11 protein-coding genes are annotated in these 13378 nt (G+C 61.0%); 4 read left to right on the top strand and 7 right to left on the bottom strand.

Annotated elements, in window-relative coordinates; translation table 11 throughout:
* Positions 1-110 precede the first annotated feature (110 nt).
* Entirely contained in the window at positions 111-479 is a 369-nt protein-coding gene (locus tag LAB08_RS16410; protein WP_096510842.1) for a DUF427 domain-containing protein, read from the top strand.
* Positions 480-612: 133 nt separating this feature from the next.
* Here LAB08_RS16410 and LAB08_RS16405 read toward each other — a convergent pair whose 3' ends face one another.
* Both LAB08_RS16405 and LAB08_RS16400 read right to left on the bottom strand, forming a co-directional pair.
* Positions 613-2235 carry an MFS transporter gene (locus LAB08_RS16405; protein WP_096510844.1) on the bottom strand — a complete coding sequence of 541 codons (1623 nt, stop codon included), beginning with the start codon at positions 2233-2235 and terminating at the stop codon, positions 613-615.
* A 117-nt stretch (positions 2236-2352) separates the two neighbouring features.
* Positions 2353-4014 carry a GMC family oxidoreductase gene (locus LAB08_RS16400; protein ID WP_096510846.1) on the bottom strand — a complete coding sequence of 554 codons (1662 nt, stop codon included), beginning with the start codon at positions 4012-4014 and terminating at the stop codon, positions 2353-2355.
* A gap of 133 nt (positions 4015-4147) precedes the next feature.
* On the opposite strand from LAB08_RS16400, the gene LAB08_RS16395 reads away from it, so the two are divergent.
* The gene (locus LAB08_RS16395) at positions 4148-5044 is read left to right on the top strand and encodes a LysR family transcriptional regulator (protein ID WP_096510848.1); all 897 of its coding nucleotides are present in this window, start codon (positions 4148-4150) and stop codon (positions 5042-5044) included.
* A 94-nt stretch (positions 5045-5138) separates the two neighbouring features.
* Here LAB08_RS16395 and LAB08_RS16390 read toward each other — a convergent pair whose 3' ends face one another.
* Positions 5139-6236, bottom strand: a complete 1098-nt coding sequence (locus tag LAB08_RS16390) for a DNA alkylation repair protein (RefSeq protein WP_096515361.1) — start codon at positions 6234-6236, stop codon at positions 5139-5141.
* Positions 6237-6375: 139 nt separating this feature from the next.
* Positions 6376-8184, bottom strand: a complete 1809-nt coding sequence (locus LAB08_RS16385; protein ID WP_096510850.1) for a monovalent cation:proton antiporter-2 (CPA2) family protein — start codon at positions 8182-8184, stop codon at positions 6376-6378.
* Positions 8185-8476: 292 nt separating this feature from the next.
* Between LAB08_RS16385 and LAB08_RS16380 the strand changes: the two genes are divergently transcribed.
* The gene (locus tag LAB08_RS16380; protein ID WP_096510852.1) at positions 8477-9391 is read left to right on the top strand and encodes a LysR family transcriptional regulator; all 915 of its coding nucleotides are present in this window, start codon (positions 8477-8479) and stop codon (positions 9389-9391) included.
* Here the strand turns inward: LAB08_RS16380 and LAB08_RS16375 are convergent.
* From LAB08_RS16375 to LAB08_RS16365, 3 genes are all read right to left on the bottom strand, one after another.
* Positions 9381-10151 carry a substrate-binding domain-containing protein gene (locus tag LAB08_RS16375; RefSeq protein WP_096510854.1) on the bottom strand — a complete coding sequence of 257 codons (771 nt, stop codon included), beginning with the start codon at positions 10149-10151 and terminating at the stop codon, positions 9381-9383. The genes LAB08_RS16380 and LAB08_RS16375 overlap by 11 nt on opposite strands.
* A gap of 23 nt (positions 10152-10174) precedes the next feature.
* Positions 10175-11467, bottom strand: coding sequence for an MFS transporter (locus LAB08_RS16370; RefSeq protein WP_096510856.1), 1293 nt, complete (start codon positions 11465-11467; stop codon positions 10175-10177).
* Positions 11468-11717: 250 nt separating this feature from the next.
* Positions 11718-12785 (bottom strand): sensor domain-containing diguanylate cyclase, encoded by a 1068-nt coding sequence (locus tag LAB08_RS16365; protein ID WP_096510858.1) that lies wholly within the window; start codon positions 12783-12785, stop codon positions 11718-11720.
* Positions 12786-12968: 183 nt separating this feature from the next.
* Here LAB08_RS16365 and LAB08_RS16360 point away from each other — a divergent pair, with 183 nt between their 5' ends.
* Entirely contained in the window at positions 12969-13307 is a 339-nt protein-coding gene (locus LAB08_RS16360; RefSeq protein ID WP_096510860.1) for an FKBP-type peptidyl-prolyl cis-trans isomerase, read from the top strand.
* The last annotated feature ends 71 nt before the right edge of the window (positions 13308-13378 follow it).

Below are 13378 nucleotides of genomic sequence, written 5' to 3'. Positions count from 1 at the left end.
TACATCGTGGTCTCAGGTTTTGGGGCTGCTGCGCAGCCCATCGCTGTAGGAGCGAGCTTGCTCGCGATGAACGATAACGCGGTCAATCATCGTCATGAGGAACGTATTCCATGAAAAGCACCGGTCCTAGTCCTGTCATCACCATTGCCGAGCAGCCCGGCTGCCTGTTGGTGAAATTTCACGGTATCCAGGTAGCCGCGTCTTCGCGGGCACTGGTGCTGCTGGAGGCCAATTACCCGCCGGTGTATTACGTACCGCGAGAAGACATCGACGAAAAGTATTACGCCCGGACCGATCACACCAGTTATTGCCCCTACAAGGGCGATGCCAGCTACTTCAGTCTGCAGGTTCCCGGGCATGAAGGCGCCAATGCGGTGTGGAGCTACGAGAATCCCAAGGTGTCTGTCTCGCAGATTCGCGAATACATGGCGTTTTATCCGGATAAGGTGAAGTTCGAGATCGTCGAACTCGAGGAGTGATTCACAAACCACTGTGGGAGCGCGCCGGCTCCGGGCGGCGTTCCGACGAAAGCGGTGTATCAGGCGACATCAACGTCGACTGACACGGCCTATTCGCGAGCAGGCTCGCTCCCACAGTTTTTTCCAGGTTGCCTCAGTTTTTGTCCAGATCCACGTTCCGCGTCTCACGCAGGCAAATCATCCCCACCACCAGGCTCACCCCGGTAATCAGCACCGGGTACCACAGCCCGTAGAAAATATCCCCGGTGTACACCACCAGCGCGAAGGACACGGTCGGCAGGAAGCCGCCGAACCAGCCGTTGCCGATGTGGTAGGGCAGGGACATCGAGGTGTAGCGAATGCGGGTCGGGAACAGTTCGACCATCAACGCCGCCAACGGGCCGTAGCACATGGCGGAGATGATGATCAACGCGACGATCAGTGCCACGATCATCGGTTTGTTGATCTGCTGCATGTCGGCCTTTTGCGGGTAGCCGGCGAGGGTCACCGCACCGCGCAGGGCAGCCTCGTCGAAACCGTCGATCTTCACGTCGCCGACACTCACCTGCACGCCGCTGCCAGCCGGGGCGGCGGCGCTGTTGTACGGCAGACCCTGCTTGACCAGGAAGGTCTTGACCTTGTCGCAGGGGCTATCAAATTTCGCCTTGCCCACCGGGTCGAACTGGAAGGTGCAAGTGGCCGGGTCGGCCAGCACGGTGATCGGCGCCTGACGGCTGGCCTGGTCGATGGCCGGGTTGGCGTAGTGGGCCAGGGTCTTGAAGATCGGGAAGTACAGGGCAGTGGCCAGCAACAGGCCGAGCATCAGCACCGGCTTGCGCCCGACCTTGTCCGACAGCCAGCCGAAGAAAATGAAGAACGGCGCGCCGATGGTCACGCTGACGATCAGCAGGCCGTTGGCCACGGCCGGGTCCATTTTCAGGAACTGGGTGAGGAAGAACAGCACGTAGAACTGCGCCGCGTAGAAGGTTACGGCCTGCCCGGCGTTGATGCTGAACAGGGCGATCAACACGACCTTGAGGTTTTCCCATTTGCCGAAGGAATCGCGGATGGGCGACTTGCAGAGTTTGCCTTCCTCTTTCATTTTCACGAAGGCCGGCGACTCATGCAGGCTCAGGCGAATCCAGGTCGAAATGCCCAGCAGGATGATCGAAAACAGGAACGGAATGCGCCAGCCCCAGACCTCGAACTGGTCGCCGGTGAAGTAGCGGCAGCCGAGCACCACCAGTAGCGACAGCAACAGGCCGAGGGTGGCGGTGGACTGAATCCAGCTGGTATGGAAGCCACGTTTGCCGATGGGCGCGTGTTCCGCGACATAGGTCGCGGCACCACCGTACTCGCCGCCCAGGGCCAGGCCCTGGAGCATACGCAGCGCCACGAGGATGATCGGCGCGGCAATGCCGATGCTGGCGTAGTTCGGTAACAGGCCGACGCAAAAGGTCGCCAGGCCCATGAGGATGATGGTGGCGAGGAAGGTGTACTTGCGTCCGATCATGTCCCCCAACCGGCCGAACACCAGGGCGCCGAACGGCCTGACAATGAAGCCGGCGGCGAAGGCCATCAGGGCAAAGATGAAGGCCGTGGTGTCGTTGACCCCGGCGAAGAACTGCTTGCTGATGACCGCCGCGAGGGCGCCATAGAGGAAAAAGTCATACCACTCGAAGACCGTGCCGAGTGAGGAGGCGAAGATGACTTTCTGGGTTTCCTGACTGGTGCCCGCGCTGCGCACGGCTTCCAGGGGCTGAACATGTTCTGACATATCGGTATCCCTCACAGTGATTGTTTTTGTTGTTCCACTGGTGTTGCGTGTCCGTGAATCAGATGTAAATCCCTTGTGGGAGCGAGCCTGCTCGCGAATGCGGTGGGTCAGCCACCATCAATGTTGAAGATCCGCCGCCTTCGCGAGCAGGCTCGCTCCCACTGGGGGAGTGTCTACAGCAAGATTTAGAATCAGTTGCGCAGCCTTCTCCGCGATCATCAGCGTAGGCGAACAGGTATTGCCCGAGGTGATGCGCGGCATGATCGAGGCGTCGGCAATGCGCAAGCCAGGGATGCCGTGGACGCGCAATTGGGCATCGACCACCGCGTCCGCATCGTTGCCCATGCGGCAGGTGCCGACCGGATGGAAAATCGTGGTGCCGATCCGCGCGGCGGCTTCGTGCAGTTGTTCTTCGCTTTGCAGGCTGTCGCCGGGCAGGTATTCGACGGGCTTGAACGCTTGCAGGGCCGGCGCGGCAACGATGCGCCGGGTCAGGCGAATGGCGTCGGCGGCAACGCGCAAGTCTTCCGGATGGCTCAGATAGTTGGGCTGGATCAACGGTGCTTCTTGTGGATTCACGGAACGGATTTCCACCTTGCCTCGACTTTGCGGGCGCAAGTCGCAGACCGATGCCGTGAACGCCGGAAAGGCATGCAGCGGTTCGCCGAAGCGCTCCAGGGACAACGGTTGCACGTGGTACTCAAGATTGGCCGAAGCCTGCTCCGGCCCCGAGCGGGCGAAGGCGCCCAGTTGGCTTGGCGCCATGGACAGCGGGCCGCTGCGGTCGTACAGATAACGCAGGCCCATGCCCATCTTGCCCCACAGGCTGCCGGCGATCTGATTGAGCGTGCGGGCATTTTCCAGTTTGTAGATCAGCCGCAATTGCAGGTGATCCTGCAGATTGCCGCCCACGCCAGACAGTTCATGAATGACGCCGATACCCAGGCGTTGCAACAACGGGCGAGGGCCGATCCCTGATCGTTGCAGGATGCTCGGCGAACCGACGGAGCCGGCGCACAGGATGATTTCCTTGCGCGCCTTGAAGGTTTTCGCCTGACCCTGCCAGCGGACGCTGACCGCCGAGGCCCGGGCGTTTTCCAGTAGCACGCGGTCGACCTCGACCCCGGTCAGCACGGTCAGATTCGGACGGTGGCGGATCGGCTTGAGAAACGCCTTGGCCGCGTTCCAGCGGATACCGGCCTTCTGGTTGACCTGAAAGTAGCCACAACCTTCGTTATCGCCCTGGTTGAAGTCATCGATGCTGGCAATGCCGCTTTGCTCGGCAGCACTGCGGAAGGCATCGAGAATCGGCCACGACAGGCGCTGGCGTTCCACTCGCCATTGGCCGTCGGCACCATGAAACTCGGACGCCCCGGCAAAGTGATTTTCGCTTTTCTTGAACAACGGCAGCACGTCCTGCCAGCTCCAGCCGGGATTGCCATCGGCGGCCCAGCGGTCGTAATCGCCGGCCTGGCCGCGCATGTAGATCATGCCGTTGATCGACGAGCAGCCACCCAGCACTTTGCCGCGCGGATAACTCAAGGTACGGCCTTGCAGGCCGGGTTGCGCTTCGGTCTTGAAGCACCAGTCGGTGCGCGGGTTGCCGATGCAAAACAGATAACCCACGGGGATGTGAATCCACGCATAGTTATCGCGGCCACCGGCTTCGAGCAGCAGCACCCGATGTTGAGGCTCGGCCGACAGTCGATTGGCCAGCAAACAACCGGCCGGCCCGGCGCCGACCACGATGTAGTCGTATTCATCAAGGGCGGTTTGCATCCCTGACCTCGTGTTGTTGTTCTTGTTGTGTTCCATCCTAGTTGTTAGCTTTCGTTTAAAGAATGTTAGTTTTTACCCAGCTGCTGTGCGTTTTTAAACAGCGCCTTCAACCGCCAAGCCTCAAGGATGATTCATGTTCGACTGGAATGACCTGCGGTTTTTTCTGGAGTTGCAGCGCAGCGGGCGGTTGCTCACTGCGGCCCGCCGCCTGAACACCACCCATGCCACGGTGGCACGGCATATCGAGGCCATTGAAAAGAGCCTCGGCACCGCGCTGTTCGTGCAGCATGCCCAGGGCTATGAGCTGACACCGGCCGGCGAGGCGCTGCTCAAGCACGCCGAAGCCATGGAGAACGTTGCACTGCTGGCCCAGGAGGAAATCACCCAATCCACGGCGCCGCTGGGCAAGATCCGCGTCGGGGTCACGGAAGGGCTGGGCATCATGTTTCTCGCCAGCCGCATGAACGGCCTGTTCGAACGTTATCCGGGCCTGGAGGTGGAGTTGGTGGCGGTGCCGCGTTTCGTCAGCATCCTCAACCGCGAAGCGGAAATCAGCATCCACCTCGAACGCCCGGCCGCCGACATGCTGGTCACGCGCAAACTCACGGACTATCGCCTGGCGCTGTATGCCAGCCAGGATTATCTCGACAAGGCGCCACCGCTGGTCAATCGAGAAGACCTGGGGCGGCATGCCTGGATCGGTTACGTCGACGACTTGCTGTTCAGCCAGGAACTGATGTTCCTCAACAGTTTCTGCCGCAACCCGCAGGTGGTCTTTCACAGCACCAGCGTCATCGCTCAGCAACAAGCGGCCCGTGCGGGCTTGGGCATCGCCGTGCTGCCGTGCTACATGGCCAGCGCCGACCCCGGGCTGGTGCCGCTATTTGCAGATGAAAGCATCCTGCGCAGCTATTGGATCAGCACCCGCCGCGAGCTGCACAAATCCGTGCGATTGCGGGTGATGTGGGATTACGTGGTGCAGTTGTGTGAGCGTGAACAGGATCTCTTGCTGGGTGCACAACCCTTGTAGGAGCAATGCTTGCTCGCGATCAACGATAACGCGGTGTGCCTGAATTGACGCTATCGCGAGCAAGCTTTGCTCCCACAGAGTGCCGGGTCGTGTTTCAAGGAAGGATTTCGAACGCCGTACTGGCCAGGCGTTCACCGTTGACCATGATGTGCACCGCATGCGTGCCAGCGTAGTGCCGGCGGGTGGTGAGTGCCTTGATGTGCTGGCTACGGGCGATGGATTCGGTGGCATTGCCAGGCAAGGTCAGGGCCTTGAGCTTGAACACCTTCGCCGAGGTGCTGCCATTGGCTTTCACGTAATCGATGGCGTAGTCGATCACCAGGCGCTGGCTGGCCTCGACCGTGGATTTGACGGCGAAGGACAGGGTGATTTTCTCTCCCAGGCCAATCACTGGCGGGTTGACCTGCACATCGATGATCTCGACTTCAGGCTTGCCACCGGCTCCCATGATCGCCAGCGCCCGCTGATTGCCCTGTTTGATCAGGCTGCGCAGGGCGTGCCGGGCAATCCAGGCGGTGTGTTTGTTGTCCAGTGACCAGCCCTCGATCAGGTCAAGCACCCACTCGGGATGCGCCTTGGTGATGTCGTTGAGGTGGTTGGCCACGGACTTGCGCACGTACAGACTGGTATCGGCCTTGAGGTTGTCGAGAATGCTTGCGGCGAGATTCGGGTCGGCCTGAATCCGCTCCAGGCGAAACGACCACGGCAGGCGCGGGCGGCAACCTTCGCTGGCCAGGCGCCGGACATGCTCGTTGTCATCCAGCGACCAGTCGTGCATCAGTTGCAGCGAACGCTCGAAATCGTTGCGCAGGAACGGGCGGACAGCGAACTCCGAAGAGCCGAACACGGTGAAGTACTTGAGCGCCTCCATGGACAACTCGAACCGGTCTGCGCCGTAAGTCGCCACGTAATGCGGCAGGCACATGCTGACGAACCCGCTATTGAGGCGCGGGGCGAGGGCGCGCAACATCTCCAGCGACGCTTCATAGTCCAGCGGTAATACCGCATGCAGGCATTCGCTGACGCGGGCCATGCGCTGCATCACCGACAGATCCGCCAACCCCGCCTTGGCCAGTTTCAGGAACGCCTTGGCGTCGAAGTCGGGATAGACCGCGGTCATCTTGATGGCGATGTGCTCGAGGCGCTCGGCGTTGAAGATTTCCTTCAGGGCGGGGGAGGATGGGTCGGCCAAAGCAGTGTCCTTGAAAATTGGGTTCGTCTGATAAACCGCGTTATCGTTCATCGCGGGCAAGCCTTGCTCCCACAGGTTTCGCGTTCACTCCGGACCTGTGGGAGCAAGGCTTGCCCGCGATGAGGCCATTACAGTCACCTCATTTCTTGCCGGCTTGCTCTTCCAGCTGGTCCGACTCAAACAACCGCGCCAGTTCCGCCCGTGCTTCCTGCGCCGTCTGCATGACTTTCGCCGCATCGTCGTAGATCGCATGCTGGGCTTCGAGTACCTGTTCGTCGTGATGCTTGAAACGCTTGATCCGCGCATCCGCCTGGGCCTGGGTCAAGCCCAGGCCGATCAGCGTCTGCCGGCTCATTTCCAGGCTCGAGTAGAAGGTTTCGCGAACGGCGTGGGCACCCACGTCCACCAAACGATGCACATGCTGGCGGTTACGGGCGCGGGCGATGATCTTCATGTGCGGGTAGAGTTTGTGCACCAGCTCGGCCGTCTTGATGTTGGTGTCCGGGTCATCGGTGGCGATCACGAAGAACTCGGCTTGCTCGACCTTGGCCGCGCTGAGGATTTCCGGGCGCATCGGGTCGCCGTAGAACACCGGCACACCGCCGAAACTGCGGGACAGCTCGATGGTTTCCACCGAGGTGTCGAGGGCGACGAACTTGATGTTCTGTGCCCGCAGAATCCGCGCCACGATCTGGCCCATACGGCCCATGCCGGCGATCACTACGCGGGGCGCATCGGTATCGATTTCGCGGAATTTCTCCGGCACCACCACCGGTTGCACCCTGGGGTTGACCAGACGCGCGCAGGCCAGCAGCAACAAGGGCGTGAGGGCCATGGACAGGGTGATGGTCAGCACCAGCAAGTCGTACAGGCGCGGTTCGAACAAGCCTTGATCGCGGCCAATCTTGAACACCACAAAGGCAAACTCACCTCCGGCCGCCAGGACGATGCCCAGGCGAATGGCGCTGACTTTGCTCAAGCCCCCGGCCAGTCGGCCCACGACAAACAGCAACGGCAGCTTGATGGCGATCAGCAGCAGGGTCAGGCCCAATACCGTGATCGGGGCGCTCAGCAGCAGGCTCAGGTTCGCGCCCATGCCGACGCTGATGAAAAACAGGCCCAGCAACAGGCCCTTGAACGGTTCGATTTGCGCTTCCAGCTCATGACGGTACTCGGAGTCCGCCAGCAGCAGACCGGCGAGGAACGCGCCGAGGGCCATGGACACCCCGACCAGATCCATCAGCCATGCGGTGCCGATCACCACCAGCAGCGCGGTGGCGGTAGACACCTCCGGCAAGCCGGTTTTCGCCACCACTCTGAACACCGGACGCAACAGATAGCGGCCGCCGATCACCACCACGGCGATGCTGGCCAGCACCCGCAAACCATGGTTCACATCTTGCGCCGCGCTGGCGTTGTGATCGGCACCGGCCAGCAACGGCACCATGGCGATCAACGGGATTGCGGCGATGTCTTGAAACAACAGAATCGCGAAGGCCAGACGCCCGTGGGGGCTGGTCAATTCCTTGCGTTCGGCCAGGCTTTGCAGGCCAAACGCGGTGGACGACAGGGCCAGCCCCAGGCCCAGCACGATCGCGCTGTTCAAGGGCTGGCCAAACAGAAACAGCGCCACCACGCCAATCACCGAGCCGGTCAACAGCACCTGCGCCAGGCCAACGCCGAATACCGATTTGCGCATCACCCACAGGCGTCGCGGCGACAATTCCAGGCCGATGATGAACAGCAGCAGCACCACGCCGAGTTCGGAGATGTGGCTGACGCTGCTCGGGTTGCCGATCAGGCCCAGCACCGAGGGGCCGATGATCACCCCGGCAAACAGATAACCCAGCACCGCCCCCAGTTGCAGGCGTTTGGCCAGGGGAACGGTGAGGACTGCCGCGAACAGAAACACGACGGCGGCTTGCAATAGATTGCCTTCATGGGGCATGGGAAAAACTCCATTTACTCGGTACGGCGGGGGCGACAAGGATAAAGGCTGCGGCTTCGTGCGTCAGCTTTGACCGTGCATCGTTGTTGGCTGACGGACCGTCATCGCGAGCAGGCTCGCTCCCACAATTGTTCGGTGTCGAGCACGCATTTTTGTGACCGACACCCGTCTCTGTGGGAGCGAGCCTGCTCGCGATGGCGGACTGAAATGCACAGATGATGTTACATTTTGCATTAATTGCTTACATTCATAGACCAATCGGATCAATCGGATTCGACCCCGGGTGGGCACCATGGCCATCAATTTCGACCTCAACGACCTGCAAGCCTTTCGCGCGGTAGTCGAGCAGGGCAGCTTTCGCAAGGCCGCCGATGCCGTGCGCATCTCTCAGCCAGCCCTTAGCCGACGGATAGAAAAGCTGGAGGACGCCCTCGGCGTGCGGCTGTTCGATCGCACCACGCGCAAGGTCAGTCTGACCCAGGCCGGGCGCGGTTTCATTCCCAACGTCGAGCGTCTGCTGGACGATCTGGACATGGCATTGCTGGGCATCAGTGAAGTCGCTTCGACCCGCCTCGGCCACGTCACCGTCGCCTGCGTGCCGTCGGCGGCGTACTACTTCATGCCGCGGGTCATCGCGCACTATCACCGGCAATTTCCACGAATCAAGGTCAAGGTGCTGGATTCCAGCGCCCACGAAGTGCTGAGTGCGGTGGTCAACGGCGAGGCGGATTTTGGCCTGAGCTTCATGGGTACCCTTGAGGCCGAAGTGGATTTCGAGCCGTTGGTGCAAGAGAGTTATGTGGTGGCCTGCCGACGCGATCATCCGTTGGCCGGGCGCACCAGCGTGACCTGGGACGAGTTTTATCAGCAGGACTATATCTCGCTGGGCAAGACGTCGGGCAACCGCTTTCTGCTGGATCAGGCGCTGGCCAGAGTGGTGCCGCAGCGTCAGAGCATCTGTGAAACCCTGCACGTAACGACCATGATCGGCCTGGTGGAAGCGGGGCTGGGCGTGGCGGCGGTGCCGTTGATGGCGATGCCGGCGGCGGACCACCCGATTCTGACGCGGGTGCCGCTCACCGACCCGCAGGTGATGCGCAGTGTCGGATTGATCAAGCGCCGGGGTCGCACGCTGACCCCGGCGGCCCTGGCGCTAGAGCGGCTGGTGGTGGAAATGAAAGTCGTGCCGCCGACCCTCAGTGACTGACCGAGTCCAGCCCAGTGGCTTTCACATCCGCCTGAGCCTGGGCCGAAGCCATGAACGCCAGCAGCGCCTTGGCCTCGGCCGGGTGTTGCGCGTCCACCGGAACACCCGCGGCAAAACGGGTGACCGATTGCACCGACTCCGGAATCTTCGCCACAAAAGTCACTCCCGGCACCGGCAGCAATTCGCTGACCTGCTGGAATCCCAATTGATAGTCGCCAGTGGCAACCACGGAGGCCACGGGGATTTTCGGCACCATCGTCGACTTGGCTTTGAGCTGACCCTCGATGCCCAGGCGTTTGAACAATTGCTGCTCGATGTACACGCCGCTGGCGCTGTCGGAATAGGCGACTGACTTGGCGTCGAGCAATGTCTTTTTCAGACTGTCGACGGAACTGATGTCCGGCTTGGGCGCGCCTTCGCGAACCACCAGGCCGATCCGTGAGTCAGCCAGTTCGACCCGGGATGCCGGATCGACTTTGCCTTGCTTGATCAGATCGTCCAGCGCGTAGCCGACCATGATCACCACGTCGGCTCGTTCTCCCCGGGCGAGGCGGTTGGGGATCGCTTCCGGGGCTTTTCCCATCGACGGGCCGAGGGCCGTGTCCAGGGTGTTACCGGTGGCGGCGGCGAACTTCGGTCCGAGGATCTTGTAGGCGGCGGTGAAGCCGCCGGAGGTCATCACGCGAATCTCTTGTGCATGGGCGACAGCGCTCACGCTGATGAGCAGCGCCAGGGCCGCGACATTCAATAGCTTTTTCATGGGCATTCTCGAACAGGGCAGGTTCACGACAGGGCCGGTTGCAGGCGACCACTGGCACGGCGATAGAGAAACAGCGTCGCGCACAACGCGCAGAGTGCTGCGAAACTCATCCAGTACCCAGGCGCCGCCTTGTCGCCGCTGTACTGGATCAGCAACGTCGACATCGCCGGGGTGAACCCGCCAAACACTGCGGTAGCCAGGCTGTAGGCCAGGGAGAACCCCGCGACCCGCACCTCCACCGGCATGATTTCGGTGAGCGCCGGAATCATCGCGCCGTTGTACAAACCGTAAATGAACGACAACCACAGCAGCACCAACAGCATGTTGAGGAAGCTCGGCGCTTGTACCAGATAGGACAACGCCGGATAGGTCGAAGCGAGCGCCAGCAGGGCCATGGTAATCAACACCGGACGCCGCCCGATGCGGTCCGACAACGCGCCACCGATCGGCAGCCAGAAGAAGTTCGAGACGCCCACCAACAAGGTCACCAGCAATGCATCGGACGTGCTCAGGTGCAGCACGGTTTTGCCGAAAGTCGGCGCGTACACAGTGATCAGGTAGAACGCCGTGGTGGTCAGGGCGACCATCAGCATGCTGGCGACCACGATCACCCAGTTCTGTGCCAGGGTGCGGAACACTTCGGCCATGCCTGGCCGGTGTTTGCGTGCGGCGAATTCTTCAGACTCTTCCAGGTTACGGCGCAGGAAGAAGATGAATGGCACGATCATGCAGCCGACGAAAAACGGAATCCGCCAGCCCCAGTCGGCAATCACCGCTGGCGCCATCCATTGGTTCAGGCCATAGCCCAACGCCGCCGCGACGACGATCGCCACTTGCTGGCTGCCCGACTGCCAACTGGTGAAGAAGCCTTTATTGCCAGGCGTCGCGATCTCCGAGAGATACACCGAAACACCACCCAGTTCCGCACCGGCCGAGAAGCCCTGTAGCAAGCGGCCAATGAGCACGAGCGCGGGGGCGAACAGGCCGATGGTTTCATAACCGGGCACCAGTACGATCAGGATCGTGCCGCTGGCCATGATCGACAACGTCACGATCAAGCCTTTGCGTCGGCCCACATCGTCGATATACGCACCCAGCACCACGGCACCCAGTGGACGCATCAGGAAGCCTGCGCCGAATACGGCAAAGGTCATCATCAGCGAGGCGAACTCACTACTGGCCGGGAAGAACACGGCAGCGATTTGCGTGGCGTAAAAACCGAAGAGGAAGAAGTCGAACTGTTCAAGGAAGTTACCCGAGGTAACCCGGAAAATCGCACTGGCCCGAGAGCGTCCGCGTGGGATTGAGGCTGTCATAGATAAGTACTCCACCGCTTTTATGACGTGCGTCGCCTGGACGCGGCGCACGGTTCTTATTGGGGCGGATAGTGGAGCAGGGGGAGCGATATGTTAATTGCATAGTTGGCATGCATTGATGCGCGGGGTGGATCAATGCAGGTGTGTCGTATGTGCGGACGCCATCGCGGGCAAGCCTTGCTCCCACAGAAGCATCATTGCGATCTGTGGGAGCAAGGCTTGCCCGCGAAGAGGCCCTGCCAGTCAGCATTCATGTTGGATGAAACACCACCTGCTCACCCAACCGATACTGATTGTTCCCGCTGCGCTTGGCCTCATACATCGCCAGGTCGGCAATGTGGATCAGCCGGTCCATGCTCGGCGCATGGTCGGGGAATACGGCGACGCCCAGGCTGGTGCCGATGTGGCGCTGGTCATTGCCGATGGTCACGGGCGGGGAGAGTTCGACGAAGATTTTCTGGCAGATGCTGCGGGCTTCATCCTGCAGGCAGATGCCTTGGGGCAGGCCCTGGAGAATCACCACGAATTCGTCGCCGCCGATTCGGGCGACGGTGTCGGCGGTGTTCAGTATTTTTTTCAGCCGGGTGGCGGTGGTGACCAACACACGGTCGCCAGCCGCATGTCCGTAGCGGTCATTGATGGCCTTGAAACCGTTAAGGTCGACAAACACCAGTGCCACCCTCGTGGCGCTGACACGCGCCTGTTCCAGTGCGTCGGACAGACGTTCCTCCAGCACCAGCCGGTTGGGCAATCCGGTCAGCGGGTCGAAATGGGCCAGGTGTTGCAGGTAGCTGGCCGAGGCTTTTTCCTCGGTGATATCGCGCACCACGCCCATCATCTTGATCGTTTCATCGTGATCGTTCTTGACCACGTTGCCGGTTTCCCGCAGCCAGCGGATGGTGCCGTCGGGCCAGACCACGCGGTATTCCTCGTCGTGGTTTTCGCCGGTTGCCAGGCAGCGCAGCTCGCCGGCCCGGACCCTCGCCCGGTCGTCCGGGTGCACGCAGGCGCAAAACAGGCTGTAGGAGGGGGTCACTTCGCCGATCCTGAACCCGAACATGGCGTAGATTGCTTCGGACCAGTAGAGCTTGTCGGTGTCGACATCCCAGTCCCAGGTGCCGATGCGGGCGAAGTACTGGCTGCGCTTGAAGCGCTCGACGTCACCGTCCTGGCGGATGTTATGGCCCTCGGCAAGTTCATTGATGATCGAGCGATATTCGGCCAGTTGTCGACGCAACCCGCGCTCGCGCAGGATCAACACGACGATCAAAATGAGCATCACCGAGCCGATGGCGGCGCTGGTCCAAAGCAATATCATTCGAAGAAGGCCATCATGGCGTAATGAACCGTGTGGAGTAGTGGTTGTTAGCTTAGTTCAGCCTAACTTCGGCAAATAGCGGCAAACCATCGTCAAGTGGGGGCGATGGTTGCCAATTGGCTGAAAATCTGGGAAAACGGCGCCCATCAAGCCTTTCGGGCGACAAGGATACGAGTGAAAACAATGAATGACGACCTTCAGGTAATCGAACTCCAGGTGGGTGACGGAAAAGCCGCCGTCAAAGGCGCACTGATCACCACGCAGTACCGCGGATGGCTGGAAGACGGTACGGAATTCGATTCTTCCTGGAGCCGGGGCAAGCCGTTCCAGTGCGTGATCGGCACCGGACGTGTGATCAAGGGCTGGGACCAGGGCATCATGGGCATGCAAGTCGGTGGCAAGCGCAAATTGCTGGTGCCGGCACACCTGGCTTATGGCGAGCGCACGATGGGCAAGATCCCGCCGAACTCGAACCTGGTTTTCGAGATTGAATTGCTGGAAGTGCTGACGCGGGATGATTGATTGGGCGAATCGGTGAGTGTTGTTAGTTCGATCGCCTTTGCGAGCAGGCTCGCTCCCACATGGATTATGTG

It is taken from the genome of Pseudomonas izuensis, assembly GCF_002356535.2.
Taxonomy (GTDB): Bacteria; Pseudomonadota; Gammaproteobacteria; order Pseudomonadales; family Pseudomonadaceae; genus Aquipseudomonas; species Aquipseudomonas izuensis.
Note: the sequence above shows the minus strand (reverse complement) of the source record. Positions and strands in the feature narration are given on the sequence as shown.

What these genes read in the sequence shown, in the direction of transcription:
- LAB08_RS16410 (WP_096510842.1), top strand. Translation starts at nt 111, where the DNA reads ATGAAAAGCACCGGTCCTAGTCCTGTCATCACCATTGCCGAGCAGCCC.
- LAB08_RS16405 (WP_096510844.1), bottom strand. Translation starts at nt 2,235, where the DNA reads ATGTCAGAACATGTTCAGCCCCTGGAAGCCGTGCGCAGCGCGGGCACC.
- LAB08_RS16400 (WP_096510846.1), bottom strand. Translation starts at nt 4,014, where the DNA reads ATGCAAACCGCCCTTGATGAATACGACTACATCGTGGTCGGCGCCGGG.
- LAB08_RS16395 (WP_096510848.1), top strand. Translation starts at nt 4,148, where the DNA reads ATGTTCGACTGGAATGACCTGCGGTTTTTTCTGGAGTTGCAGCGCAGC.
- LAB08_RS16385 (WP_096510850.1), bottom strand. Translation starts at nt 8,184, where the DNA reads ATGCCCCATGAAGGCAATCTATTGCAAGCCGCCGTCGTGTTTCTGTTC.
- LAB08_RS16380 (WP_096510852.1), top strand. Translation starts at nt 8,477, where the DNA reads ATGGCCATCAATTTCGACCTCAACGACCTGCAAGCCTTTCGCGCGGTA.
- LAB08_RS16375 (WP_096510854.1), bottom strand. Translation starts at nt 10,151, where the DNA reads ATGAAAAAGCTATTGAATGTCGCGGCCCTGGCGCTGCTCATCAGCGTG.
- LAB08_RS16370 (WP_096510856.1), bottom strand. Translation starts at nt 11,467, where the DNA reads ATGACAGCCTCAATCCCACGCGGACGCTCTCGGGCCAGTGCGATTTTC.
- LAB08_RS16365 (WP_096510858.1), bottom strand. Translation starts at nt 12,785, where the DNA reads ATGATATTGCTTTGGACCAGCGCCGCCATCGGCTCGGTGATGCTCATT.
- LAB08_RS16360 (WP_096510860.1), top strand. Translation starts at nt 12,969, where the DNA reads ATGAATGACGACCTTCAGGTAATCGAACTCCAGGTGGGTGACGGAAAA.